This is a genomic window from Halomonas sp. 113 (genome assembly GCF_904067645.1).
Classification (GTDB): domain Bacteria; phylum Pseudomonadota; class Gammaproteobacteria; order Pseudomonadales; family Halomonadaceae; genus Vreelandella; species Vreelandella titanicae.
Map to the genome: position 1 here is coordinate 2,417,637 of NZ_LR881453.1, position 26,101 is coordinate 2,443,737.

A 26,101-nucleotide genomic window follows, 5' to 3' on the forward strand; every position below is an offset into this window, starting at 1 on the left:
TAAAGTAGAGGAAACCGCAATGAGCCAGAACTTTAAAAACAATAGCAACGGCAATGAGCGTCATGAATCGACATCTGAAGCCCCCACCTTGGGCATGTCCAACCGACTAACCAACTATGGCGATGCAGACTTTTCGCTCTTTCTGCGCAAGGCCTTCATTAAGGGCATGGGTTATACGGATGATGCGCTCTCGCGTCCGGTCATTGGGATTGCCAATACCTACAGTGGCTACAATGCCTGTCATGGCAATGTGCCTGGATTGGTCGAGAGCGTTAAACGTGGCGTCATGCTCGCTGGCGGCTTACCAGTAGACTTTCCCACCATTACTCTTCATGAATCTTTCGCTAACCCCACCAGCATGTACCTGCGTAACCTTATGGCATTGGATACGGAGGAGATGATTCGTGCCCAGCCGATGGATGCCGTGGTGCTGATCGGCGGTTGCGATAAGACCGTACCCGCACAGTTGATGGCCGCCGCTAGCGCTGGTGTTCCAACAGTCCAAGTCGTCACCGGACCCATGCTTGCAGGCTCACACCGTGGTACTCGCGTCGGAGCCTGCACCGACTGTCGCCGTTACTGGGCCTCCTACCGTGGTAATGACATCGACGAAGCAGAAATTAACGAAGTCAACGACAAGCTGGTCCCTACCGTGGGTACTTGCTCGGTAATGGGCACCGCAAGCACCATGGCCTGCCTAGCCGAGACACTGGGAATAATGCTACCCAATAGCGCCACTGCGCCGGCTGTCTACGCTGATCGGCAACGCATTGCCGAACAGTCAGGTGCGCAGGCCGTTGCACTTGCACACGCAGGCGTTACGCCAGATCAAATTCTTACTCCTGAAGCTTTCGAAAATGCTTTGCGCGTACTGCTCTCCTTAGGCGGCTCCACTAATGCCTTGATTCATCTGACCGCTATCGCAGGGCGCTTGGGCATCGATATCGATCTTGAGGCATTTGACCGAATGAGCCAGGAAACCCCTGTACTGATGGATCTCAAACCATCAGGAGAAGGGTACATGGAAGATTTGCATCGGGCAGGCGGCCTGCCCACCTTGCTACGTGAGTTAAAACCGTTGTTACACTTGAGCGCCATGACCATCAATGGCCATACCTTGGGCGAGAACATCGATGCCGCCGTCCATCTCATCGATCAAAAGGTCGTGCGGTCAATGCAAAGCCCGGTCTACGCCCAGGGTGGTATAGCAGTCTTGCGTGGTAACTTGGCACCGTCTGGCGCCATTATTAAGCAGTCAGCTGCCTCGGCCGATCTTATGACTCACCGCGGTCGTGCTGTCGTGTTCACAGGTCTAGAAGACTTGGCTAACCGTATTGATGACCTGGGTCTGGATGTGCAAGCTGACGACGTGCTAGTACTACAGAACATAGGGCCCAAAGGGGCACCGGGTATGCCAGAAGCGGGTTACATTCCGATTCCCAAGAAACTCGCCGCTCAAGGCGTTAAAGATATGGTTCGCATATCTGACGGGCGCATGAGTGGCACCGCAGCAGGTACTATTGTGCTCCACGTCTCTCCAGAATCCGCTGAGGGTGGCCCGCTTGGGTTGGTACGCGATGGCGATTTCATATCGCTTGATGTTGCTAACAATCAGTTGAACCTAGAAGTGGATAACAAGGTGCTCGATGCTAGACGCCAATCCCTCAAGGGGGAGGAGGGCGGAGCGCCACTGCTGGGCTATCGGCGTCTGTTTATGGAGCAAATCCTTCAAGCCGAACAAGGGTGCGATTTCCGTGCCTGTCGGCCTGAACCTACGTGCCGGATACCAAGACAGAATGAAGCCTGAAAGCGAGTTTGATACACTTATTTTCCTTATGCACCGCAAAGAATGCTGAGAAAGCGATCATGAACCGAACTGCCCAGCCGCCCACTGTAAGTGGCGCCGAGACTCAACCCTCTACACCTGCAAACGGTGTCGATGACATCGTGGCCGCTGTAGAAGAGGACATTGTGCTCGGCCGACTGCACCCGCGTGAGCGGCTGGTCGAAGAGGCCATGATGGAGCGCTTCGACTGCAAGCGACACGTTGTTCGCCAGGCTCTCTTCCAACTCGATAACATCGGTTTAACTGAGCGCATCAAAAACAGAGGTGCTTTCGTCCGGAGTTATCCGCCGGAAGAGGTCGAGGACATCTACGCTATGCGCGAGATTCTCGAATTAGCTGCAGTGAGTAGACTGCCCCTGCCAGCTCCGCAGGAATGGCTTTCAGAGCTTGAAGATGTTCATCAGCAGCACAGCTCAGCCGTGAATGCTCACGACCTAAGGCAAGTATTCCATATGAACATCGCTTTTCACCGCACCTTATTCAGAGCCTGCGGGAATGAATATTTGTACGCTACTATTAATGAGTTCGCCCAGAAGGCTCATGGCATCCGCTTTATCGCGATTACGGATCGCGATGCTCTGGCTCAAGCCAGAAATGAACACCAATTGATGATTGACGCCATTCGCGACGAAGACCGCGAACGCTTGTCTGACCTGTGTCGCCAGCATCTACTACCTTCCAAAAACCGCTACTTGGCGCTTTATGCTGGCATTAAAGATTAAGTTTCACAGATTTTCCAAACCGTAGAAGCTTTTGTGTCACTTGAATAGGTTGTGAGTGGGTTCGGTTCTGAATTCAGCTAATAAGTGCAGCACCTGTGGTTTCTAGTGCTCCTGAGTATTCACCTAAGAACACCTGGGCTGGGGCTCGGTATCCCAGCCGCTTTCTTGGCTCATCGTTTGCGACTTAAAGAGTGTTACAGCGTAAGGGCCTTGGCAGCTGAAACAGGGATAAGCAAAAGCCAAATCAGCCTATCGCTGAAACGCTGCATCGAGGTTGGCCTCGTGCGAAAAGATCGCAAAACCGGCGTGCCGCGTGCGAATGTCAGAGCCCTATTTGATTTTATTGTGCATGGTCTGCGCTACGTATTCCCAGCTAGGCCTGGTGAAATTACGCGTGGAATTGCCACCACTTTTGCAGCACCGGTGTTAAAAGGCCAAATTTACAGTGCGGGTGAGTTGCTATTGGTTTGGCCTGACCCGCGAGGCAATAGTAAAGGTCCGGCGGTAGAGCCGTTGTTCAAAACGGCAACTTACGCTGTACGGCGTGATAAAGAACTTTATGCGATGTTAGCGTTGGTAGATGCCATACGTTTGGGCCATCCCCGTGAAAGCAAAGTGGCCGCTGAACAGCTCTCGCAACATCTGATGACTGGTGCAAGGAGCCAATAATGATCCTGTTTGAGGATCAGCGCGCGATGCTTCGCCAAGTCGCCCAGGCACTCGGGGCAGGGTGGGCTACGCGCACAAGAATGACTGCCACATCTTATTCGTTTTTATCCTGCTGGCAGCACCGGTTTCCATTGAAAGCTCACGGTTACTGACTCAGTCACGGCTAGAGTGCGGCCAGAGTCAGTCCAGCGGCTTTTTCCTAAGCCTAGAACAGCTGTATATAGATAAACCAGAACATCTCAAAGCCACACAAGCGGCCTGAAAACACCGCCAACATCAAAAAATACGCCCCCAAAGCCCGCGTCTGCTTTATCGACACCCTGACGCGCCAAGCGGTCCGTGTTGGCATGAGCCCTGATAGTAAAGGTGGCGCTGTTATTGCCCCCATGATGCTAAAAGGCGATGTGTTGGTGATTACCGCTCAGGACGGCTAAACATTTGACTTCCGGGTTTGGTTTAAGGTGGACGGCGCTTCAGCGCTTGAGATTGTAGTGAGTGGGTCGGCCTTCCCATCATGAGATCAGGGGTGATGCCAGCACCGACACTAGACTATTAGTCTAGCGGGCTTCGTATTACTACGTATATCACTAGGTAGCCACAACCCCTAGCCTAAAGGAGCAATAATAACTAAAGCAGGAGAATGCTCCTTGAATGTGGCCAATTACCTAGCCGTCAATGCCGTTAGGTTTCCTCATCGTATCGCGACTTACCAGGGGGATGTGCCGGCGCTCAGTTACGCTGAGCTGGCTTGCCAAGCCCGGCGCTGGGCAACGTTTTTTGCCCGGCAAGGCTTAGCGCCGGGGGAGCGAGTCGCCCTCTTTCTGCCCAACAGCCCTGTCTATATCGAACTGCTATGCGGCGCCTGGTACGCGGGCCTGGTGGTGGTGCCGGTCAATGCCAAGCTGAGCGTGGCGGAAGTCGGTTACATTGCGGATGATAGCGGCAGCTGCATCGTGTTCTGCGAACGTGATGATGTAGCCCAGGCCCTCACCGACACACTCGTTTTGCCCCCCATGCTGCCGGAAGGTCTTGTTCATGAAGAGAGCTTCGATCGACCGGTTTTCCGTGCCCCTGACGCACCGGCATGGATATTCTATACCAGCGGTACCACGGGCAAGCCGAAGGGCGCGACGCTGACCCATCTCAATCTGGCGGCCATGTCGGCGTGCTATGCGGCCAACATCGAACCGGTGACGGCGCAAAGCAGGCTGGTGCATTTTGCCCCCATGTCCCACGGTTCAGGGCTGTATATCGTGCCTTACCTGATGGCAGGCGGCGCCAATGTCATTCCCGGTTCCTTGAAGTTCTCGGGTGAGAGTTTCGTGTCTACCCTGGCGGGCCATGACCACGTTTCCATGTTCCTGGCCCCCACGATGATCCGTCGCGTGCTGGACTACCTGGCGGCGCACCAGCCTGAGTATAGTGCCGCACATATCGCTACCATCACCTATGGCGGCGGCCCCATGTACGCCAAGGATCTCGAGGAGGCGTTAAGGGTATTCGGGCACCGGCTGGTGCAGATCTATGGACAGGGGGAAAGCCCCATGACCATTACCTTCCTGGGCAAGGGGCAGCACCATCAACTGACGCCGCAGTGCTTGAGCGGGGATGCCGAGGGCTCGCCCTTGTTGCCAGTGGGCCAGTCGCATCCTCAGCTCGAAGTCACTATCCAGGATCAGGAGGGTAGCTGCCTGCCCTGCGGCCAAGAGGGGGAAGTCTGTGTGCGTGGCGATATGGTGATGGCGGGCTACTGGAATAACCCTACCGCGACACAAGAAACGCTGCGTGATGGGTGGCTGCGGACAGGGGATATAGGCCATCTCGACCCGCAGGGTTTTCTCTACCTGACGGATCGCCTGAAGGACGTGATTATCAGCGGTGGCACGAACATCTATCCACGTGAAGTGGAAGAGGTGTTGTTGCAATTTCCCGGGGTCAAAGAAGTGTCCGTGGTGGGGCAGCGTGATGCCGAGTGGGGCGAGGTGGTGATGGCGTTCATCGCCTGCTCGGTCTCGCTCGATACCACGGCGCTCGATCAGTTCTGCCTTAACAGGATGGCGCGTTTCAAACGCCCCAAGTCGTACCATTTCCTCACTGACTTGCCCAAGAATGCCTACGGCAAGATCCTTAAAACCGAGCTGCGCAAGCGGCTCGATGGCGTCACCAGCTAGGGAGTTCGTTCCATGCGTACTTATATCATTGGCACCGGTGGGCACACACGCTTCGGTAAAATCGAGCAGTCGCTCGAACAGCTGATAGGCGAGGCCGCGGTCGAGGCATTGGCATCGGCACAGATGGAGGCAAAGGATATCGATGCTGTCTACATCGGGAATTTTAATAGCGGCATGTGTGATCAGGAGTTTCCGGCATCGCTGGTGCTGAACGCGCTGCCGGACATGCGTTTCAAGCCGACTACCCGGGTAGAGAATGCTTGCGCCAGTGGCTCGGCGGCGTTGCATCAGGCGATCAATCTGATCGAGGGGGGCCTGGCCCGCAATGTGCTGGTGATCGGTGCCGAAAAAATGACCGATGCCGATGCTTCCCGGATCGGTAAAGGGCTATTGGGGGCGAGTTACCAGCCGGAAACCCGGCATCAACGTTCGGGGTTTGCGGGGGTGTTTGCCGATGTGGCGGCCCGCTATTTCGAGGCCTACGGCGACCAGACGGAAGCACTGGCACGTATTGCCGCGAAAAACCATGCCAACGGGGTGCATAACCCTTATGCGCAGCTACAGAAAGACGTGGGCGTGGCGTTCTGTGAGGCTGTATCGGAAAAGAACCCGGTGGTGGCGGCACCGCTGAAGCGTACCGATTGTTCTCCCGTTTCCGATGGGGCGGCGGCGGTGGTGGTCTCGTCCAAGGATGTGGCGGATGCCGCCGCACAAAAGGTGCGTTTCCTTGCGCGCACCCAGGTCACGGATTTCATGCCCATGCAGCAGCGTAATCCGTTAGTCTTCGATGGTGTGACCAGAGCGTGGCAGAACGTGCTGCGCGAGGCCGACATGACGCTCGATTCGCTCTCGTTTGCGGAGGTGCATGATTGCTTCACCATCGCGGAGCTGATGATTTATGAAAGCATGGGCTTGACGCCTTATGGCGAAGGCGCACGCGCCATCAAGGAAGGGTGGGTGATGAAAGATGGCCGATTGCCGGTCAACCCTTCCGGTGGCTTGAAGGCCAAAGGGCATCCGGTCGGTGCCACCGGGGTTTCCATGCATGTCATGGCGGCACGCCAATTGCTGGGTGAAGCGGGCGGGTGCCAGATTGCGGATGCGCATACGGGTGCTGTCTTCAATATGGGCGGTCTGGCGGTGGCCAATTACGCCAGCCTCTTGCAACGTGTCGATTAAGGCCGGGAGCGGACAATGACAATGTCGGCGATGACAAATACAGCAACAAGCTCAACGGTAACAACGCCTCACGCGTCTAGAACCCTGCTGGTCACCGGGGCATTGGGCGGTATCGGGCGTGCGATATGCCACCAATTCGCAGGCCAGGGGGACTCGGTGATCGTTCATGACATCCGCGCTGAAAGCGATACGGTTGTTACCCGGTTCGTCGAGGAACTGCGCCAAGCCGGTGCGCCTGTTGTCCATTACTTTCAAGCGGACTTGAAGCAAATTTCGGCCATTGACGCGCTATTTGCGGATCTCCGTGAAGAAGGGCTGCGGGTCGATATTCTGGTCAATAACGCCGGTATTCAGAAAACGGCTCCCATACAGGAGTTTGATGCGGCCACTTGGTTGGACATTCTAGCGATCAATCTAACGGCGGTTTACCGGTGCATTCAGCACGCGGTTGAGGACATGCGCCATTCAGGATGGGGGCGTATCATCAACCTTTCTTCGGTACATGGGTTGGTGGGTTCCGCCAATAAAGCTGCTTATGTGGCTGCCAAACATGGTGTGGTGGGGCTTACCAAGGTACTGGCACTGGAGACGGCGACCCAGAATATTACGGTCAATGCCATTTCTCCCGGCTGGACGGATACGCCTATTCTGTGGCCCCAGATCCAGCAGCGAATGGCCCTGTTGGGAAGCTCACGGGATGAGGCAGTACACAATCTGGTGACGGAGAAACAGCCTACAGGCCAGTTGGTTCCTCCCGAGCATGTGGCGGCGTTAGTCTATTACCTGGCGGGTGACCAGGCGGCGCATATGACCGGCACCACGCTGCCTATCGATGGGGGGTGGACCTGTCAATGAGCGTGGTATGCCAATAATGGCATGCCCAGATAACAGCGGCGGTGATCAGCGATGAATGCAACGGTGCTAGGCAGAGATCTTCTTCAGGTGGCGTTTGAACATGCGCCTTGTGCCATTGTCGTCACCAGGAACCGTCGTGTGCTGGAGTGCAACCATGCTTTTTGTGATCTCTTTGGTTATGAAAAACAGAAGTTGATCGGCCAGTTGATGTTGAAACTTTATCCTTCTTATGCGGATTTCAAGTCAATCGGTGATCTTCGTTATAAGGATCTTTTGCAGAACAAGAAGTGTATTGATGAACGTTTCATGCGTAATAGCCGCGGAGAAGTTTTCTGGACTAAAACGATAGGTAATACGTTAACCCCCGACGCTCCCTTTGAACTAGCTGTTTGGTCATTCATGAAAATCAATGTGGGCCGGGATAAATCTAATGACTTGACCATGCGCGAACTCGAAGTGTCCAGCTATATAGCGAATGGTCATACTTGCAAGGAAATCGGTAGGATGCTGCATATATCGCATCGGACGGTAGAAGCGCACCGAGCCAAGATAATGAAGAAGCTGGGGTGTCGCAATACCGCAGAATTAGTATCAAAAATCATACAGTTGGAAGATTGAGCATGGGGTGGCCTGGCGTGTTTCAACCCAGTTCAGAGGGGGCTGTAAAACTCCCTACTTGGATACGTAGTACTACGTATACCGTAGCGTACCTGGAGCGGCTAGGATGAGTTATATGATGCTTTGCCAATAATGAATCAATAACACTAAGTATCTATTCCTGCCGAGAAAAACTCGGGTTTTATAATAATGCTAATAAAGCAAAAAGATGTCAGGAGTTAATCATGAAAAGAAGAGACTTCTTGAAGATCAGTGCTGTTTCCATTGGTGGCACGCTGACGCTGACAACGATGCCTAGTACGTTGTTTGCTCAAACAAGCACGCGGCTTAAGTATGATTCTTATGTGACCGAACACGCTTCTCCTTCGGTGTTGGATCGGTGGTTCCTGGAGGAGCTGGAAAAGCGAACCAACGGTGCCGTTGAAATCGATTATTACTGGGCGCAATCGCTCAACAAGGCGGGTGCCCACCTTGATGCCATCAAGCATGGTATTTCGGAAATTTCGTTGATCTCCCCCGGTTATTACCAGAGCGACTTGCCGGTTACCCGTGGCCTCGAGTGGTACTACAAGATGGATCGTGCGGATGCCCTACTGAAGGTGTGCCGCGATGTGTACCTGCGCTATGAGCCGTTGCGGGAGGAGTGGGAAACACGCCATAAATCCAAGGTGCTGTATTGGACGAACTGGTATTACTGCCCGCTGATAACACGCGATCCCATCCACTCGATCGAAGACCTGAAGGGTAAGCGGATTCGAGGTTATGGGGTGGGCACGGATGTGGTGGAAAGCCTGGGAGGGCGTGCCATTCCCATGGCGGCACCGGAGGTCTATTCAGCCCTGGAGCGCGGCGTGCTGGATGGCGCCTACGGCTTTGATTTCATTACCGCAATCAGTTACGCCCTGCATGAAGCCGCGCCGTATATCACCGAAATCGGCGCCGGTCCTCACGGCCCTTCGGCCACGGTGATCGGTATCGATGTCTGGAATCAATTGCCTGATGACGTAAAGCAAGTCATGCAGGAATTGGCCGATGAAATTTACCAGGGCAAGTACCGGGAAATCTATTCGGGCATCGCGGAAGACCGTGTACGCAAGGCAATGGCTGAGGGCGCTCAATTCTCGAAGTGGGACGATGAGCAAATCGATAGGGCGCGTCACCTGGTACAACCCGAGCAGGTCAATAACTGGGTGAATAACGTGGCAAGTGGTGCCGGTATCGATGGCGAGGAAATGCAGGGAATCATCAATGAAGCCATTGAACGCCATGATGGTACCGGGGAGCTGAAGACACCCTACGAGATTTATCAGGATATATCCTGATTCCTGGCGCTACTTCACAAATAGCTGCATTCCACCAGGGCTGCTGAATAGCAGCCCACTGCTTTGTCATGCCGTTGGAGTAACGCACGATGGGTGTATTAGAAAAAACAGACCCAAAACAGGCTGAAGTGAAAAAATTAGCTGCATTACGGAAGATAGAGTCGCGCTTGGCGAGTGTAACAGGCGTCATTGCTGCGGCAGCGCTGCTGTTCATGATGTTGTCTACTGCACTCGATGCAACGTCTCGCAGCTTGTTCAATTTTCCACTACCGGGTGTTTACGAGTTTTCCGAAGTTTCAATGGCAATCATTGTTTACCTGGGCCTGTTATGGGCTCAGCACGACAAAAAACATATCCGTGTGTCGTTGATAAGTGAAAACAGATCTTTTCCGGTCAAGCAGGTGTGGGAAGGGATTGGTTGGTTATTTGCGGCTATTTTCCTGTTAGCTATTACCGTGCCCACCATAGAGGGGGCTTATAGCTCGTTTCTAGATAAGGAGTTCCGCTGGGGAATCGTTCAGATGCCTATCTGGTGGGTAAAAATTATCGTTGCTTGTGGTCTTCTGCTGGCCTTCATACAAATGACGTTACATTTCATTCTTGCTATCTATTCTTCCTTTGGGGCTGCTGATGAATAATCCTGGCTTGCTTGGCTTGATTTCCGTGGGGCTTATTTTTGTGCTCATGGGGTTGGGTGTCCCTGTGTTCGCAGCCTTGGGTCTGGCGGGTATTGTCGGTATCGTCATGGTTCAGGATCTGAGCTATGTCTATAATGTCCTGCAGAATTTTGCCTTTGATGAAACGGCTGCGTACCTGTTAACCGTCATCCCGTTATTTATCATCATGGGTAACTTTGCCCTTCATGCGGGGGTTGGAAAGTCGCTCTTTCACGTGGCGAAGCGGTGGTGCGGGCATTTACCCGGTGGTTTGGCGATTTCTACGATTCTAACGTGCGCTGGTTTCTCCGCGACATCCGGCTCCAGCGTGGCCACTGCTGCAACGGTAGGCTCCATTTCGTTACCCGAAATGAAGGCGGCCGGCTACGATAAGCGCCTTTCGGCGGGCTGTGTCGCGGCCGGTGGTGTGCTGGGCGTGTTGATCCCCCCGAGTGTATTGTTGGTCTTCTACGCGGCATTGACGGAAGTGTCTGCTGGCAAGATGCTGGTGGCCGGTATTCTGCCAGGCATACTGTCAGTCGCCGTGTTCGTGGCCGGGGTTTTCATCATCTCTGTTCTGAAACCCGATATGTGCCCGAAGGGAGAACGGGTTGGTTGGAAAAAGCGCTTTACCTCGTTGCGCCGCTCTTGGCAGTTACTGGTATTAATCATTGTGGTGCTGGGTAGCATCTATACGGGTTGGGCGACGCCTACCGAGGCAGCCTCGCTTGGGGCGGTCGCTTCCATCCTGTTTCTGCTGGCTTCTCGGCAGGATAGATCGGCCAAGTTACAGTCGATTGGTACCTCTTCGCGTGATGCGGTCAACACGACGGTCATGATCATGATGACCATGCTGGGCGCAGGGGTCTACAGTTTCTTCTTGAGTTTGATCCAGATTCCGCAGTTGATCTCGGGCTGGGTGATCGACTTACCACTTCCCGCTATCGTGATTATCGCGCTGATTCTGCTGCTATATGTCCCCATGGGCATGTTCCTGGATGCCTTTTCCATGTTGGTCATCACCTTGCCGATTCTCTTTCCTGTCGTGACGAGCCTGGGCTTCGATCCCATCTGGTTCGGTATATTGGCGATCAAGATGTGTGAAATCGGGTTGATCACTCCGCCGATAGGGTTGAACGTGTACGTCATTGCCGGACTGGATAAGGATACCTCGCTCACGGATGTCTTTTCCGGCGCTTCCTGGTTCATCCTGATGGAAGTCGTGACCATTGTATTTATTTTCTGTTTCCCGTTTATTGCCACTTATCTGCCCAATACAATGTAGGGCTTTATGCTAGACGCCACACCAATAGCGATGGCTTGGCGTCCGTGCCGGGTCTACGCATGATGCGTGTTGAAGGCGCCAGCAGGCGAGTTGCATTCGGTCTATAAGTCACTGGTGTGTCTGGTTCTGCAGGGCGCTAAATACATTATCGTGGGAAATCAGCAGAAGGTTTTGTCCGCCGGGCAGTCGGCGATCGTGAGTGTTGATATGCCAGTGGTTGGCCGGATTGTGCAGGCGAGATCCAGCGAGCCCTATCTAACGATCGCGGTCAAACTGGATATGGTGATTTTGCTTGAGCTCGCCGCTCATATGCGCCCACTGCTTCCAGAATACTCTGCAGGTTGTCGAAGGTGAGCTGCATCTGAGCGGCGAAGTCCGGCTCGGGTGATTCGTTTTTTAGCGCTACTCTTTGTTACGGTATAGCACCATACCACCGTGATAGAGCACGCCATCAATAAACTCGCCATCAGCGGTAAAACCGGTGTCGTCCCAGTATTCGATATAGTTACCTGTCACCTGATAGCGGCCCTGATAGGCGCTTTCACGCTCACCACGGGCTTCATCGTAACGATTGTTGGGTAAAAGTTCGTGGCGTATTTGGCCATCTTTAGTTACCCACATGCCAACATACGGGTGTTCTGCCATAGCGTTATCTCCTATGTTCGGGGCTGTTTGAGCCGTAGTGGTGGCGGGGAAAATAGTGATAATGCCAGCAACGACTATCGCACGTTGCCAGTAGATAGGAAGCTTGGTGTCTTGCATGTAAGGTCACTCGCTTTAAATGCCACATTTGCTTGAATAGCTCGGACACATATTCATACGGAGTTACAGGCTCACCGTAGGTCGTACCACTATGTCGCTGGTATCAACGTCGTCCGGTTAATAAAACAACTTTTGATACGAAGTTAGTTGAAATTGTCATGTGTTAATCCGCACAATGAAAAATACCTGGAGAAGTTTAACTAGCGGGAGCAATCGCTCATAGAGACAATTCTATTGCATCCTTGCCTAATCCTATTATTAAAATAAGGGTGAGCGAGGGCGTTCCACCGTGGTGATGACCAACGCCCGGTTATGAATGGTGCAAATCCCTATGGCTATTAACCTGTCTAAGTTTGCTACTATGTTAATACCTATATAGCTTTACTCGCTGAAGCCATGCGCGCGCTGGCGGAGGTATATAAACGATGTCGTATGAAATCATGCTAAAGCGTATATATGCGCCGATAGAGGAGCACAACGGCACTCGGGTGTTGGTTGATCGGTTATGTCCTAGCGGGTTGTCTCCCAGTTTACTGGCGCTGAATGAGTGGTACCCGGAGATAGCGCCTGCATCTCAATTATGTCGTCAGTATCGACAGCAAAAAATCAGTAAATCACTCTTTCTTGAGCGCTACAGGAGTGAGCTGAAGGCATGTCCTGATAAGCTACTGCCTTTAATGAGATTCGCACGAGCGGGGCGAGTTACCCTACTAACCGCCGCTCGTGAAATTGAAGATTCCCACCTTCCAGTAATCAAAGAGCTGGCGCTATCAGCGCTAGAAGAGGAAGACGCCAGTGATCGTGAATTTTGCTCATCTCCCTGCCTGGCGCACACATTACCCACTTCTCAACGTTAGACCGTTTGCTTAACGCGTCATCATTTGGCTGACGATGACTGGATTGGTGCCCCGGTAGGCCAGTGCGCCTAACGTTCATGGCTTAATAAGCCCAGATAACAGCAAACAAAATACCCCACCCCAGAGCACTGGCAGCCATAATGGTGTAAGTGGCTGAAATAGTAGCAACATCAAACTTTTGATGGGTGCAGAGTGCTTGTAAGCCGTGGTAAATCAAGCTGCAAGAGATGCCCAGCCCGCTAAGTATAACCACTACGTTGAAAAGTAAGCTGGGTACCAATAGTGCCAATGAAGCGACGAATAACGGTAGTGGTGCAAGTGTGGCAAGTAAATAGGCATCTTGATAGCTGATAGATAGCTCATCAGTTCCATTGACTACAGCGTAGATTACCCAGCCGATAACGAAAAAACTCAATATCTCTGCAAGGAAAATAATTGTCGTGATAAAACGCCACTCTCGGTCAGCAAAGCCCGCCATAAATGCATCGCCGTAATGGGTGCCCGCATAATAGAGCATTACTGGCGGCAAGAGCGACATGGGTAACACCACCAGCCACGCTAGTAAAGGAATGGAGGGGGAAGATGCCTGTAACTCTTTCCAGCCTTCACGATGGTTGAATGGTAATTTGAGAAAAGTGAGTGCTCTCATTGCAGATCCCTCCTGGGGGAATAATCTCAATGGCTGCTTGTATCATGGTATGATATTGTATTTTTAAAGGCGCTATAAATTGGCCAATAAGTGATAGTTAAGTATGTAGCTAAGAGAAACGGAAAAATGAATAACCCCGAGACACTTGATAAAAGCGACTTTGAGCGGCTGTCGCAATTTCGCTACCGGTTGCGTTGCTTTCTTCGCCATAGTGAAGATATCTGTCGCCGCTATGGGCTGACGCCCTTGCAGTATCAACTATTGCTACATCTTCGTGGTTTCTATGGAAGAGACTGGGCGACGGTGGGGGAGCTAGCGGAGCGGCTTCAATCAAAACATCATGGGGTGGTGGCGCTAGTTGACCGCTGTGAGCAGCTATCGTTGGTTGAGCGGCGGCAAGGGCGTGAGGATCGCCGTCAAATAGAAGTGCATTTATTGGAAGAGGGCGTGAATCGGGTAACGCAAATCGCTGAAGCTCATCAACCTGAGTTGCGTCATTTGCAGGAAGAGACGCCATTTCCTGGTTGGAATAAGCCCACTTAATGCTGAGCTTAAGAAGTTGGATATAACCAATATACATCACGACTCCTAATTAAGTGCGCTCTGAAGGTCACTATTTTGGCTTTTAAAGGCACTGTCTGGATCTTGGACAGTGCCTAGAACTTCCGAGAACTCTAACGATTAGCGCTGAGCACTCTGCAGTGCCTGTTCTTCGATGTCTCTATCGACTGAAGAGACGTAGTACTCGTCATCAAAAGCGCCTTCTGGCTCTTTGAGCCACACTAGGCAGATAACCCAACTGATGAAGGCGCCGGTCGCGATGATGTAGAAGAACTGCGACGGTGTGACAAACGTAAAGATGGTTAGGTAAACCACCGCGCCAACATTACCGTAGGCGCCGGCCATGCCCGAGATTTGCCCAGTGATGCGGCGCTTGATGGAGGGAATGATACCGAAGGTTGCCCCCTCGGCCCCTTGTACGAAAATCGAGGTGCCGATGGTCACCGCAATGGCCAGGATCAGTGGCCAACTCGAATTGAGCATGGCCATCAGCAAGAACCCAACGCTAATGCCAAACATGTAGCACAGCATCACAAAGCGCCGGTTACCCATGCGGTCGGAAACCATGCCGCCCATGGGGCGCGCCACCAGATTGACGAACGCGAATGATGCAGCGATCAGGCCGGCCGTAGCGGCATTCAGGCCCCAGGTCTCCTCAAAGAACATGGGCAGCATCGATACCACTGCTAGTTCAGCGCCGAAGTTGGCAAAATAGGTGCTGTTAAGCGCCGCCACGCTGTTGAACGAGTACTTATCATCCTCCGGTACACCCTTACGCAGGATCGGTAGATTGACTCGCAGGATCTGGACAATTTGATAGATGACGATCGTGATAATGGCTAGATAAGCGATGGTCGCACCAGTAACTGATAAATAGCCCATATACTGGATACGCCAGACCAGAATGGCGAGTACGCCGACCAGTGGGATGGTCCAGATGATCAGCTTGATCATATCGCCCCAGGAGCTCACTTCCATGGCAGCGGATTTGCGTGGCTTACGGTGAGCCTGGGCATCCGGGCCATCGGTAATCGCGAACCAGTAGTAAACACCGTAAGCGGCCATAACAATAGCGCTTTGGGCGATTGCCCAGCGCCAGCCATCGGGGCCGCCGTACATGCTCAGGGCGATGGTTGGCAGCGACATGGCGGCTACGGCGGAGCCGAAGTTACCCCAACCAGCGTAGAAGCCTTCGGCGAAGCCGATGTCCTTAGGCTTGAACCACAGCGCCGTCATGTGGATACCGACCACGAAGCTGGCGCCAATCGAGCTCAGTACCAGGCGCGCCACCAGCAGCTGCGTCATGCTGTTACCGAAAGCAAACGCCAACGCCGGTAGCGCCATAGTGACCATGAGCACCGAGAACACCCGTCGCGGGCCGAATCGATCCAGCGCCATGCCGACTATGATGCGGGCGGGAATGGTCAAGGCGACGTTGCAGATGGCGAATAGTTTGAGATCATCCGTGGTCAGCCAGTCGACGCTCTTGAGCATGCTCGACGCGAGCGGCGCCATGTTGAACCACACGTAAAAGGTAATAAAGAAGGCAATCCAGGTCAGGTGCAAGGCCCGAATTTCGGGGCTGCGAAACTTGAATACAGCGGAAACTTTCATGGTCGTATCGTCCTGTGTCCCAAAGGTGGTTTGTACCAAAAGGAGGGGTAAGGGCTGCTCAAGGGCTGGGTAGGATCAACAAGGGACACTCGGCGCGCCGGGCCAGGAACGAGCTGACGCTGCCGAAAGTCATGTAGTCGAGTTCATCAACAAAATAAGTCAACGATTTGGCGATGATGCCGCCGTCCGGCTGATGGCTATGGCGGGCAATGACCAGTAGGTCTGGCGAGAGTTTGCGAGTGGCCTGCAGCAACATCTTGCGCGCATCCCCTTCGGCTAGAAGCTGCTCGGCTTGGAAGCCCTCGCCGATGGCGAATGCCACACCCTCTTGAAGGTGCCGTTTAACCTCATCGTGCTCCTGCTGAAAAAGCGCCTCGTTGTTATCGGTAGCGTCGAGTGGATTCTCCACCACGCCGACCAGTACCAGCAGAGGTTGGTTGCAGCGGAACATGTTGACGACCTGAGCGAGAGCCAACTTGGCGTTTCGCGAACCGTCATAGGCGATCATGATTTTCATGGTGTCCTCCCGCATTGGGGTAGGGGGTGAAGACCCGGAGCTTGGCTCCGGTCGTAAACAAGCAAGCCCTGTTTAGGGGTTCTTAACGTAGGCACCTTTGCGTAGGTAGAACCACCAGTTGATGACCAGGCAGATGGCGTAGAAGACCGCAAAGCCGTACATGGCAAGTTCCGGTGTGCCGGCCTGGATTTGCTCGCCCATTACCCGCGGGGCGATGAAGGCGCCATAGGCAGCGACGGCTGAGGTCCAGCCAAGTACCGGGCCTTTCTGCTGCTGGTCGAAAATAACCCCGATGCTGCGGAAGGTAGAGCCGTTGCCGATACCACTGGCGGCGAATAACACAATGAATAGCAGCAGGAATAGCCAGAAGAATTGATTAGGGTCGGTGGCGTTATAGGCCTGCATCATCACGTAGCCGGTGGCGATAGAGGCGACCACCATGATTGCAGAGATTATTTGGGTGACGATGGAGCCACCCACTTTGTCGGAGATCCATCCGCCCAGCGGACGGATCAGGGCGCCCACGAAGGGGCCTATCCAGGCCCAGGTTAGAGCGCTGGGCGCCTCTGGGTTGGCCACGCGAATCAGCGTGCCATCGGCAGTGGCTTCCATCATGTTGCCGAAGATGACGTTGATGGAGAGCGGCAGGGCTGCAGAGAAGCCGATAAAAGAACCGAAGGTCAGAATGTAGAGGATGGTCATTGACCAAGTGTGCTTATTGGAAAATATTGCGAACTGCTTCTGGATATTGGGCTTGATGTCGCCAGGAATCAGGCGCAACAACACCAGAGTCAGAACAATGGTTAGCGGTAGGGCAACCCACATATTAAGCCAGCTGAGAGCCAGCATGCCGACGATGGCAGTTACCATGCCGACGCCGTAGAGGCCCAATATTTTGCTGAAAGCCGCCAGCGGCGAACCAGGGTTGGGCGTAATAGTGCGAAGATTGTTCATACCGAACCAACCGGCGAACGCTAATGGAACCAGGAATACAAGCCAGATAAAGCCAGCATTCTGGATCCAGGTATCGGTACCTGCTTCGATCCTGCCGATCAACGTACCGCTAGCGCTTTGCAATTCCATCGGCGAACCGGCTATAGCGCCGAAAATACCGACGGTCATTACCAGCGGGATGACAATTTGCATGGTCGTGACGCCGAAATTACCAAGGCCTGCATTCATTCCCAGGGCGTAACCTTGCTGCTTGCTGGGATAAAAAGTGGAAATGTTGCTCATTGAACAAGCGAAGTTACCCCCTCCGATACCGGAAAGTAGCGCCAAAGCCTGGAATACCCAGAACGGCGTGCCTGGGTTCATCAAGGCGATACCAGTGCCGGCTGCGGGGATCATCAATAGCGCGGTGGTCAGGAAGATGGTGTTACGCCCGCCAGCGATGCGGATCATGAACGATGCTGGGATGCGCAGTGTGGCACCTGCTAGACCGGCAAGCGCCGTCAGTGAAAATAGCTGGTTAACCGTGAACGAAAAACCCAGGTTCTGCATCTGGGTGGTAATCATTCCCCACATCATCCAGACAGCGAATCCCATCAGCAGACTGGGAATGGATATCCATAGATTGCGGTTGGCAATGTGCTTGCCTTCCTGTTCCCAAAATTGGGCGTCTTCGACATTCCATTTCTCAATGTCGGCATTTCTCTTGCTCATGGCGCTTTCCCCTTGGCATCAAACCTATCTGCATCTAGCAGTTAGAAAGCAAGATACGCTGGAGGAAGAAATTGGGGAATAGGTGTAAATAGCATGAAAAACAGCGACATACCTCTTGAGAGGTAGTCGCTGAAAAGCCTGGATTCATTGATTTTTAACAGAAAAAATCGAGAGGAGGTAAAGGCGGATCAGAGCAAAAGTATTCTGGGAGTCTTTAGAGGTAACCACACAGAATCGATTAGTGATCGATACCTTCCTGGACTGCCCAGACGGCAGCTTCGACACGTGAGCGTAAGTTGAGCTTTTTGAGCAGATGCTTGACGTGAACCTTGACCGTGCCTTCGGTAATATCCAGCTTGCGTGCGATAAGCTTGTTGGAGAGTCCGCCAGCAAGCTGTTGCAGAATTTCGCGTTCACGCTGCGTTAGGCTATGAATATCCGGGGTGGTGGGGGCATTGCGCTGATTACGCAGGGCTTCAGCGAGTAGGGCGGTCAGGCTTTCGCTGATGACCATGCGCCCCAAAGCAGCCTGACGCAGTTGGCGAACCATGTCTTCAGGCTCCATATCCTTTAACAGGTAACCGTCAGCACCGTTGCGCAGTGCGGCGACAACATCATCCTCATGGTCGGAAACAGTGAACATCACCACACGGCCGCTATAGTTGGCTTCCCGTAGGCGGCGCAAGGCTTCTAAGCCATTGACGCCCGGCATGTTTAAATCAAGTAAAACCAGGTCAGGCTCAAGTTTGAGGGCCAGTGCAATACCTTCTTCCGGGTTGCCCGTCTCGCCAACCAATTCAAGGTCGTCTTCTAATTCAAGCAGCTGTATCACGCCACGCCGTAGTAGCGGGTGGTCGTCAATAATCATCAGGCTGGCGGGTGTATCGTTGGCAGTGGTCAGCGTCATTAAGAAGTCCCTGTACCTAAATGAGAGTCGGGGGTAGCCGTAACAGGTTGCTGCTGAATTAAGCGAGCGGTCAACGGAGTGAAGAGTATCTCAATACCAGTACCTCCTGCGGGGCGATTGGCGATGCTTAGCTCCCCGTTCAGGGTAGTGGCACGGTCGCGAATGATCACCAAACCGTAGTGCATAGGTGGCGAGCTATCGTCTTCCAGGCCTATGCCGTCATCCTCAATACGCACTAGCAGGCGAGCATCGGCGAAACGCACAGTGACCCCAGCCCAGTGGGCTTGGGCATGCTTGTGGGTATTGGCCAATGCCTCGCGAATGATCTGCAGCACGTGAATTTCTTCATTGGGGTTAAGTAGGTAAGGCGGCACATCGTAGTCAAGCTCGACCGTTACCCCCATGCGCTGGCTAAACTCATCGACGGTCTGGCGTAAGGCAAATTGCAGCCCTGGCCCCTCTAGTTTGAGTCGGAAGGTGGTGAGTAGCTCACGCAGTTGACGATAGGCGCTGTTTAAGCCGGTACGCAGCTCGTCGAATACCGCAGACTGTACTTCTCGGGTAGCTTCTTTCTGCTGCATGCGTTCGAGTCGGGCGACCTGCATCTTGAGATAAGAGAGCGATTGGGCTAGAGAGTCGTGAAGTTCCCGCGCAATGATGGTTCGCTCGTTGATCAGCGTAACGTGTTGCTGCTCCTCGATACGCCGCTGCAGATACACCGCCGTGGCGAGCTGGTCGGCTAACATGGTGAGCAGCCGACGGGTGCTATCGTTGAGCCGCTCCTGGGGATACCACACCTCCAGGGTGCCTAGCAGCGTATCGCCTACGCTAATAGGCAGTAGCAAGCACTGTGACTGGTTATTGGCCACCATCTCCAAGGGGCGAGGATCGATCAGGCAGGCGTGGCAATCCTGGTCACGGCAATACTCTGGTCGGGTACGCGAGTGGGTTTCTAAAACCGGCATTTCCCGTTGGTCGAAAGGATCGTTTAGGGAAAGCCGTATTGGCCCGATATCCAGCAGCTTTTCCAGTTCGCGTAACATGGGCGCTGCGCTAGAACAGAGGTCGTTACCGCCTCCATACAGCGAGCGGCTGGCATCGTGCATTACCTGCAGCGCCTGATTGCTGCGCTCAAGCTCCTGCTGCTTGCGCGACACCTTGTCTTCCAATGCGGCGTAGCTTGTTGCCAGTTCGGCAGACATCTTGTTAAAGGTATGGCCCAACAAAGCCAACTCGTCGCTGCCGCGGAGCTGGGAGCGTGGCTTGAAGTTACGCTGTGCCGCCTCGCGGGCCAGAACCATCAGTTGACGCAAAGGTACTACCAGATTGAAGCGAACATCGTAGAGGGCAATCGAGACCACTATAGCGATCAGTACAAGAAAGAGCACTTGCATCATCCCCAGCAGCCGCACCTTGGCCTCGGTGCTCTCTTCCAAATAGGTCACCAGCACTTCAATGTCATTGACCATCGCCACGATCATCATTTCTAGCGTATCGAGGTCAAGCGCAGTGGCTGGGGACGGTGCCTCTAGTGCCGGACGAAGCGTGTGCTGCCAGTAGATCTGAAGTTTTTCCAGTTGACGGCGGCGCTCGTGACGATCATCGATGGGGATCGTTTGTTGAAGCGTTGTGCCATACAAACGTTGATCGAAGCTCGAAATCAGTCCTTCGAGCTGTTCTGCGCTAGTCTCCTCTGGAGCATACTCCAGGCGTTGCAGTGCCCCCATGATTTGATAGGCATTCATGCGTAGTGAGCCAGCGACATTAATCGCGGCAGCATCGCCACGGCTGCTGTTAGACATTGCCATGGTCAGGGTGATGCTGATGAGTGCCATCCCGCTAATGGCAAGTAAGGACGCAATGATGCGAGCAACCAGGGAGCGCTGAAGTAATTTCATGGCATTTCCGATAGCGCGGAAGAGGTAAGGGAGTGTGGCACTGTCTGCATTTCGATACGAGGGCTATTCCTTTGGGGTTAGCCGGTCTACCTCCGATGCCTTTTGACCTACGCCCAGTATTTACAGACAATTCTTACATGTCTTCCGATGTCTTTATACCCTCGCTGGGAAACGCCATGCCATCATCTGTGCCGCCTCCCACGTTGGAGACATCAAAACAGCCAGTAAATGGTTATCAGTTGCTGGTAGCCATGCTGCTGATGCCGCTGGCAAGCGCTTTAGCGGTGGCTGGCTGGACACTTTATGCCCTGCTCGCAAAACAACCCCTCTATGTGCTGGTACCGTTGAGTAGTGGTGTGCTGTTGGCTTGGCCGGCTTGGTATATCGCCAGGCGGGGAGACACCTGCCGCTTGATGCAATGGCTATTACTGGGGCTAGCGTTGGCGCTGGGCGGGTTTGGGATGGCTAGCCGACCGTGGGAGTTTTTGTTAGTGGGGGCTGGGCTTGGACTGGGAGGTGCGGTGATTACGACGGGCATCGCCCACGCCAAAGGCTGGATGCCTGGTCGTTGGGTGAGTCTTTGTGTCGCCCTTTTTCTGGCTTTAGCGGCGGGGGTAGGGTTTTCCTTGCGGATGGCGCCTCTGGTAGTCCAAGCCTATGGTTGGCGTGCGGCGCCACTTAGCCTGTTGATCCCTCTGTTTATGGTAATGCTGCTGCTGTGGCTTTTCGTAGAGTCACCCGAGTAACGCCGCCTATGAGTCTCACCTGTTCATTCTTACCTACTCTCTCTCCTTCTGATTCTAAACCACTAGCGATAAGGCCCATTTTATGACCACAGTTTTTATGACCATAGCCACGTTTGCCGATTTACTGCTGGAAGCGCGTAAACAACCTAAGCCCCAGCGCCTGCTGTTTGTGTTCGTTCGCGCAGAGCTGCCCGATTTCCCTGATGCTGACCAGCGTCGTCGCTTCGAACAGGGTGAAGGGGGAGTGTTGGTGCCTGTGGTCTGCGTAGATAAGTCGACGGAGGAATTGACCAGCATGGCGGCGTTGGTCGAGGAGTCACGCCGTACCGAGATCGAATGGGATCTAGTTTTCACAGCTGCCATGGACGACCCAAAAGATGACGCTGAGGTTGAACGGCAGCTCCAGCGTATGATGGAGTCGCTGCAAATGGGTAATATCACCGCCTATCTTGCCTTCGACCATCACGGCAATGCGGTTAACGTCGGCTAGGGACGGTTACCATGGAGCACTATTTCCTCATCAAGCACCTGCACATGACGGCCGCTGCGCTGAGCATCACGCTCTTCGTAGTGCGCGCCTGGTGGTCGGTGCAGGAAAGCCCGCGACTCAACGCCCGTTGGGTCAAGGTATTGCCTCATCTTATTGATACGGCTCTGTTGGGGCTGGGGGTGACTTTGATGGTATTGCTTTCCGTATGGCCCTGGCAGCTTCCTTGGCTTGGCGCCAAGTTACTGGCGCTGCTGGCCTATATCGGTATTGGCACCATTGCGATTAAGCGCGGGGCCACGCCAACGGTGCGAGCCCTAGCCGCGGTAGTGGCGGTGGCTATCTTCGCCTATATGGTGGGGGCCGCTGTTCATCACAGCCCGCTTTCCTGGCTAGCCTGAATTGCAGCTACTTTCTGCCTCACTCCTCACTCCTCACTCCTCACTCCTCACTTTTATTGCGCCATTGAGTGGGCGGCATGGCCGCTCCCTTCGTGGCGCCCGAGCCGGGCGAGCAATTCCAGGTCGATATCGTCATAGGTGATTATCTCGCCACCATGAACCGCTGCGAACTGCTCGGCACGCTCATGGCTGGAGAACGGCGCAAGGGTGTGGCCCATGCTGCCGCGCCGATTATGGCCGACCACATACCAAGCGTCTGCTGCAGGGATAAAGGCATCGTCTTTAGGTGCTTCCCAGGGTGTCACGCCGACATCATGTACATAGGCGTGGCGCAGCTGGGTCTGATTTTCGGGCTGCTGGAGGAAAACGAACATCTCCAGCGTGGAGCAGAACTTACGCGCGTCACTGTGGCTTTGCATAAATGCCTGACCTTTGGGGCCTTCGAATTCGGTGATAAACATACCGCATACATGGCAGATGTCATCGCCGCTAATAGGCTGAGGCGGCATCCTTTCGGCGCTGTCAGTGGCATTGTTGCAACCGGCCATGAGCAAAATAATAAGGGCCAGAATGGGCAGCAGGGCGGGCATGGTCAATCCTCGTTAATAAAATGATGTTAAGAGATGATGTTAAGCGGTATGACGGTGGAAGCGACGGGCGGCCAATAGCAGGGGCACCACGACCCAAACCAGCATTGCCAAGGGCGGCCAGGCAGAATGGAACGCGCCTTGCTGCGCGATAGCCGCGATACCGCTTTCTAGCTGTGTGCTGTCGAACCCCGATAGGTTGATCAAGCGAAAACTGTCGGTGGGATTGAGCAGCATCAGGTAGGGGAGCCAGTCGCCCCCCTGCTTGACGCCAACCAGTAGGGCCAGCAGTACTAGATCGAATACCAGCACGAACAGAAACCACACTCCCAGTGCCAACCCGGCGGCCCGTGCCTTTTCGGTGACCGTTACGCTGATCAGGTAGGCAAAGGCCAAAAACACCCAGCCCAAAAGCACACTGCTGGCGATCAATCGTGCTAGGCCGACGGTTAGTTGGATAAGCGGTACGCCTTCAGCGCCCAACGCAATAACCATACCCGCGATACCAAAACCGAGTAGCGTGGCGACAGCCAGAATCATCCCATGGCCGAAGAACTTACCAAACAGCAACGCCGAACGACTTATAGGGTAGGTGAGTAGCAGTAGTAGCGTGCCGGCCTCCTGCTCACCGACAACGGCGTCGTAGGCTAGCATCAGCGCGATTAAGGGGATCAGAAAAACGGCCAGAGTTGATAAACTGACCAGGGTGGTGGCCAGTGAAGTAAAACCAAGACCGCCGCTCGCAGCGGCACCAAAGTAGGCAATACCCATTGCCAGAACGGCAAGGATCACGGTGATCGCCAGTACCCAGCGATTACGCAGGCCATCCTGGAACTCTTTGGCGGCGACGATGAACATGGCCTTCATGCGCTGGCTCCTAGCGTCAGTGAGGCGGGGCGAGTAGAAAAATGCGTGTAGAGATGCTCAAGGGTGGGTGGTGATAACTCGATGTCGTCGATATTCGGCATGGTGGTTAATTGACGTAGTACCTGCATTTTATTTTCCGCGGGCACGTTGACCTCCACACAGCGCTCATTGATTGGGATAGGCTCAAGGGACATGGCTTTCCAGAGCTGAGACTGCATGGCCAGCAATGTGCCGTGGATACGAAACGTCAGCGGTAGCTGTGCTTCTTCGCGCAGTTGTTCAAGGCTGCCCAGGGCCAGGCGTCGCCCTTTGCCCAGGATCAAGGCGCGGTCGATATAGGGTTCGATGCCCGGCAGTACATGGGAAGAGAGCAGCACGGTACAGCCGTTGTCGCGTAGGGCTTTTACGGCCTGATAAAAATCGCGGGTGGCCGCGGGGTCAAGGCCGGTGGTGGGTTCATCCAGCAACAATAGCCGGGGAGACCCTAGTAAAGCCTGGGCCAGGCCAAGGCGCTGGCGCATGCCCTTGGAGTAAGTTTTAACGCGACGGTCGGCGGCTTCGACCAGGCCCACACGCTCAAGCAGAACCGTTACCTGATGGCGGTCAGCGCGCTTTAAACGAGCGAAATAGGTGAGCACTTCACGCCCGGTGAGCTGTTCGTAGAAGGTGACGTTTTCAGGTAGATAGCCCAACTGACGCCGTAGGCGTTCGGCATGTGGCCCGTCAGGAGCGCCACCGAGGACGTCAACGTGGCCCGAGCTGGGCGCAATTAAGCCCAGTATGAGTTTCATGATGGTCGTCTTGCCCGCGCCATTATGTCCCAGCAGGGCGAGCATCTCGCCTTCTTTGATGGTGAGATCCATTTCAGCTAGTCGCACCAGCGCCCCGTGACGCTTGGTAACTCGCTGTAGTTCTATTACTGGGTTCATGGAGCATTTCCTTCTCGGCCGGGCTCGCTCATCAAGGGCGCGCTGTCTCTGACCCCCGGGGGACGAAACACCGGGAACTGACGTTGCACCCAGCGCAGTGCCAACACCGCAGGGCTTTGCATCAACAGGCGCGCGGAGGGGTGGCGCCAGAGAAGATGATCCATGGCGTCATTGGGCTCATGAGCGGTGTCGCCGACACCGTTATCGTCAAGATCCCAACCCAGGTAGTCGCTCCAGTAATTGCCCGACCAATCCTGCTCACGGGTGGCGACATACATGACTTGCTGCTTATTAGCGATGAAGGCGTTGCCCGCCATTTGGTTATCCTCTGAACCGGCGGTGAGATGGATGCCAATGTCGCTGGCTGCGAAACGATTATTCTCGATACGATTGAACTGCGAGTTGTAAACGAACAGTGCCTTGCCGTCGCCGCCCGCTAGACGCCCCTCGCCATCTGCCCCCAGGGGCTGGGTGACGCCTTCGACACGGTTGCCGCTCAATAGGGAGTCGGTGATGTTGTTCATCAAAATGCCGTAGTTGTCGTCTGCTTCCGAACGGTTATCAACGACTTCCAGGCGTTTGGATTGCATCAGGGCGTAGCCGGTTCGGGTTCGTTGGGTCAGGTTGCCTTCAAGACGATTGTCGAAGGAGTACATGTAGTGCACGCCATAGCGCAGGTCATGCAGGGTGTTGTCGCGCAGCACGTTGTGGCGGCTGCTGTCGAGATAGATGCCGTCGCGAGTCTGCGCAACATCGTTGGATTCAATAATTGAGTCACTAACGTTATAGAGGTGAATGCCGTTGCCGCGATCCTGAGAGCGCAGTCGGGTATCGCCACGAATGGTATTGCCTATCACACTGACGTTATTGACAGCATCGAGCCAGATGCCGAAGCCAGGCCCGCTTAGCTGGTTATTGCGGATGCTGCTGCCGTGAGCGGCGGGCTCGACAAAAATAGCGGCCTCCAGTGCTGTCAGGTTATCTCCCCAGTCTTCAATGCGGACACCTTCAAATATAATGTCGGGAGCTGCCAGCACCACCGCATGGCCGTGGCCTCCTGCATCGAGGATGGCTTGCAACTCGCCCCTAATATGCAGCGTGCGGTCAATAACCACACGCCCGGGGTAGCGTCCTGCAGGCAGCAGCAATTGATCGCCGTCGGTCGCCTGTTCGATCAACGGCTGTAACGGCTCACCAGGCGTGGCGAGCCAGTCGGCGGCATAAACCCCGCTAGGCAGCCAAAAAAGCCATAGCAGCGCCAGTAGGCAACCTAAATAGCCAGGGTGTCGTTTCATGGTGTTCTCCCGCAGCGGGCCGAAGGAATCGGCCCG

The 26,101-nt window shown here is 54.2% G+C and carries 27 protein-coding genes and 1 pseudogene; 16 read left to right on the plus strand and 12 right to left on the minus strand.

The annotated features are described in order from the left end of the window. Positions 1-19 precede the first annotated feature (19 nt). Positions 20-1,807 (plus strand): IlvD/Edd family dehydratase, encoded by a 1,788-nt coding sequence (locus tag YERSI8AC_RS11270; RefSeq protein WP_022523581.1) that lies wholly within the window; start codon positions 20-22, stop codon positions 1,805-1,807. Positions 1,808-1,866: 59 nt separating this feature from the next. Continuing rightward, complete coding sequence (locus tag YERSI8AC_RS11275; protein WP_022523580.1) at positions 1,867-2,568, plus strand: GntR family transcriptional regulator; 702 nt, start codon at positions 1,867-1,869, stop codon at positions 2,566-2,568. A 73-nt stretch (positions 2,569-2,641) separates the two neighbouring features. Here the strand turns inward: YERSI8AC_RS11275 and YERSI8AC_RS11280 are convergent. Continuing rightward, positions 2,642-2,746 (minus strand): annotated as a pseudogene (locus YERSI8AC_RS11280) (IS30 family transposase); the annotation flags it as partial. Positions 2,747-2,778: 32 nt separating this feature from the next. Here YERSI8AC_RS11280 and YERSI8AC_RS11285 point away from each other — a divergent pair. The 9 genes from YERSI8AC_RS11285 to YERSI8AC_RS11325 all read left to right on the plus strand — a co-directional run bounded on the left by YERSI8AC_RS11285 (position 2,779) and on the right by YERSI8AC_RS11325 (position 11,677). Beyond that, positions 2,779-3,237 (plus strand): hypothetical protein, encoded by a 459-nt coding sequence (locus YERSI8AC_RS11285; protein WP_051430439.1) that lies wholly within the window; start codon positions 2,779-2,781, stop codon positions 3,235-3,237. A 653-nt stretch (positions 3,238-3,890) separates the two neighbouring features. Beyond that, positions 3,891-5,408, plus strand: coding sequence for a class I adenylate-forming enzyme family protein (locus YERSI8AC_RS11290; protein ID WP_236557444.1), 1,518 nt, complete (start codon positions 3,891-3,893; stop codon positions 5,406-5,408). 12 nt (positions 5,409-5,420) lie between these two features. Next, a complete protein-coding gene (locus YERSI8AC_RS11295) occupies positions 5,421-6,587 on the plus strand; it encodes an acetyl-CoA acetyltransferase (protein ID WP_159176762.1) in 1,167 nt (388 codons plus the stop codon). Between the two features lie 15 nt (positions 6,588-6,602). Beyond that, positions 6,603-7,442 (plus strand): 3-hydroxybutyrate dehydrogenase, encoded by an 840-nt coding sequence (locus YERSI8AC_RS11300; protein ID WP_022523574.1) that lies wholly within the window; start codon positions 6,603-6,605, stop codon positions 7,440-7,442. Positions 7,443-7,493: 51 nt separating this feature from the next. Beyond that, entirely contained in the window at positions 7,494-8,060 is a 567-nt protein-coding gene (locus tag YERSI8AC_RS11305) for a LuxR C-terminal-related transcriptional regulator (protein WP_022523573.1), read from the plus strand. A 224-nt stretch (positions 8,061-8,284) separates the two neighbouring features. Continuing rightward, the gene (locus YERSI8AC_RS11310; RefSeq protein WP_159176763.1) at positions 8,285-9,382 is read left to right on the plus strand and encodes a C4-dicarboxylate TRAP transporter substrate-binding protein; all 1,098 of its coding nucleotides are present in this window, start codon (positions 8,285-8,287) and stop codon (positions 9,380-9,382) included. An 89-nt stretch (positions 9,383-9,471) separates the two neighbouring features. Continuing rightward, positions 9,472-10,020 (plus strand): TRAP transporter small permease subunit, encoded by a 549-nt coding sequence (locus YERSI8AC_RS11315; RefSeq protein WP_022523571.1) that lies wholly within the window; start codon positions 9,472-9,474, stop codon positions 10,018-10,020. Then, a complete protein-coding gene (locus YERSI8AC_RS11320) occupies positions 10,013-11,323 on the plus strand; it encodes a TRAP transporter large permease (RefSeq protein WP_022523570.1) in 1,311 nt (436 codons plus the stop codon). Before YERSI8AC_RS11315 ends, YERSI8AC_RS11320 begins: the two co-directional genes overlap by 8 nt. 114 nt (positions 11,324-11,437) lie before the next feature. Further along, positions 11,438-11,677 carry an AraC family transcriptional regulator gene (locus tag YERSI8AC_RS11325; protein ID WP_236557446.1) on the plus strand — a complete coding sequence of 80 codons (240 nt, stop codon included), beginning with the start codon at positions 11,438-11,440 and terminating at the stop codon, positions 11,675-11,677. 48 nt (positions 11,678-11,725) lie between these two features. Here the strand turns inward: YERSI8AC_RS11325 and YERSI8AC_RS11330 are convergent, their stop codons facing one another. After that, complete coding sequence (locus YERSI8AC_RS11330) at positions 11,726-12,085, minus strand: Atu4866 domain-containing protein (RefSeq protein ID WP_081742520.1); 360 nt, start codon at positions 12,083-12,085, stop codon at positions 11,726-11,728. A 425-nt stretch (positions 12,086-12,510) separates the two neighbouring features. On the opposite strand from YERSI8AC_RS11330, the gene YERSI8AC_RS11335 reads away from it, so the two are divergent. Continuing rightward, positions 12,511-12,942, plus strand: coding sequence for a DUF488 domain-containing protein (locus YERSI8AC_RS11335; protein WP_159176764.1), 432 nt, complete (start codon positions 12,511-12,513; stop codon positions 12,940-12,942). 82 nt (positions 12,943-13,024) lie between these two features. Here the strand turns inward: YERSI8AC_RS11335 and YERSI8AC_RS11340 are convergent, their stop codons facing one another. Continuing rightward, positions 13,025-13,591 carry a YIP1 family protein gene (locus YERSI8AC_RS11340; RefSeq protein ID WP_138801002.1) on the minus strand — a complete coding sequence of 189 codons (567 nt, stop codon included), beginning with the start codon at positions 13,589-13,591 and terminating at the stop codon, positions 13,025-13,027. Positions 13,592-13,717: 126 nt separating this feature from the next. On the opposite strand from YERSI8AC_RS11340, the gene YERSI8AC_RS11345 reads away from it, so the two are divergent. Then, positions 13,718-14,134: a MarR family winged helix-turn-helix transcriptional regulator gene (locus tag YERSI8AC_RS11345; protein ID WP_159176765.1), complete on the plus strand. Its 417-nt coding sequence runs from the start codon at positions 13,718-13,720 to the stop codon at positions 14,132-14,134. 138 nt (positions 14,135-14,272) lie between these two features. Here the strand turns inward: YERSI8AC_RS11345 and YERSI8AC_RS11350 are convergent, their stop codons facing one another. From YERSI8AC_RS11350 to YERSI8AC_RS11370, 5 genes are all read right to left on the minus strand, one after another. Beyond that, entirely contained in the window at positions 14,273-15,766 is a 1,494-nt protein-coding gene (locus tag YERSI8AC_RS11350) for an MFS transporter (RefSeq protein ID WP_159176766.1), read from the minus strand. 58 nt (positions 15,767-15,824) lie between these two features. Beyond that, positions 15,825-16,283 carry a universal stress protein gene (locus tag YERSI8AC_RS11355; RefSeq protein WP_022523564.1) on the minus strand — a complete coding sequence of 153 codons (459 nt, stop codon included), beginning with the start codon at positions 16,281-16,283 and terminating at the stop codon, positions 15,825-15,827. 72 nt (positions 16,284-16,355) lie between these two features. Continuing rightward, positions 16,356-17,948 carry an antiporter gene (locus YERSI8AC_RS11360; protein ID WP_027959365.1) on the minus strand — a complete coding sequence of 531 codons (1,593 nt, stop codon included), beginning with the start codon at positions 17,946-17,948 and terminating at the stop codon, positions 16,356-16,358. Positions 17,949-18,186: 238 nt separating this feature from the next. Further along, on the minus strand, positions 18,187-18,855 hold the full coding sequence (narL, locus tag YERSI8AC_RS11365) for a two-component system response regulator NarL (RefSeq protein ID WP_022523562.1): 669 nt from the start codon (positions 18,853-18,855) through the stop codon (positions 18,187-18,189). Beyond that, entirely contained in the window at positions 18,855-20,753 is a 1,899-nt protein-coding gene (locus YERSI8AC_RS11370) for a type IV pili methyl-accepting chemotaxis transducer N-terminal domain-containing protein (protein WP_022523561.1), read from the minus strand. The genes narL and YERSI8AC_RS11370 overlap by 1 nt, the downstream gene beginning before the upstream one ends. A 176-nt stretch (positions 20,754-20,929) precedes the next feature. Between YERSI8AC_RS11370 and YERSI8AC_RS11375 the strand changes: the two genes are divergently transcribed. The 3 genes from YERSI8AC_RS11375 to YERSI8AC_RS11385 all read left to right on the plus strand — a co-directional run bounded on the left by YERSI8AC_RS11375 (position 20,930) and on the right by YERSI8AC_RS11385 (position 22,387). Continuing rightward, on the plus strand, positions 20,930-21,499 hold the full coding sequence (locus YERSI8AC_RS11375; RefSeq protein WP_223827952.1) for a hypothetical protein: 570 nt from the start codon (positions 20,930-20,932) through the stop codon (positions 21,497-21,499). Between the two features lie 82 nt (positions 21,500-21,581). Continuing rightward, the gene (locus tag YERSI8AC_RS11380; RefSeq protein WP_022523559.1) at positions 21,582-21,989 is read left to right on the plus strand and encodes a hypothetical protein; all 408 of its coding nucleotides are present in this window, start codon (positions 21,582-21,584) and stop codon (positions 21,987-21,989) included. Between the two features lie 11 nt (positions 21,990-22,000). After that, the gene (locus tag YERSI8AC_RS11385; protein WP_022523558.1) at positions 22,001-22,387 is read left to right on the plus strand and encodes a SirB2 family protein; all 387 of its coding nucleotides are present in this window, start codon (positions 22,001-22,003) and stop codon (positions 22,385-22,387) included. 53 nt (positions 22,388-22,440) lie between these two features. Here YERSI8AC_RS11385 and YERSI8AC_RS11390 read toward each other — a convergent pair whose 3' ends face one another. From YERSI8AC_RS11390 to YERSI8AC_RS11405, 4 genes are read right to left on the minus strand one after another with little or no spacing between them, the layout of a single operon-like run. Then, entirely contained in the window at positions 22,441-22,977 is a 537-nt protein-coding gene (locus YERSI8AC_RS11390; protein ID WP_022523557.1) for a nitrous oxide reductase accessory protein NosL, read from the minus strand. Between the two features lie 39 nt (positions 22,978-23,016). Next, positions 23,017-23,841: an ABC transporter permease gene (locus YERSI8AC_RS11395; RefSeq protein ID WP_022523556.1), complete on the minus strand. Its 825-nt coding sequence runs from the start codon at positions 23,839-23,841 to the stop codon at positions 23,017-23,019. Continuing rightward, positions 23,838-24,770, minus strand: a complete 933-nt coding sequence (locus tag YERSI8AC_RS11400) for an ABC transporter ATP-binding protein (RefSeq protein WP_022523555.1) — start codon at positions 24,768-24,770, stop codon at positions 23,838-23,840. Before YERSI8AC_RS11400 ends, YERSI8AC_RS11395 begins: the two co-directional genes overlap by 4 nt. Then, positions 24,767-26,065 (minus strand): nitrous oxide reductase family maturation protein NosD, encoded by a 1,299-nt coding sequence (locus YERSI8AC_RS11405; protein WP_022523554.1) that lies wholly within the window; start codon positions 26,063-26,065, stop codon positions 24,767-24,769. Before YERSI8AC_RS11405 ends, YERSI8AC_RS11400 begins: the two co-directional genes overlap by 4 nt. Positions 26,066-26,101: the final 36 nt, after the last annotated feature.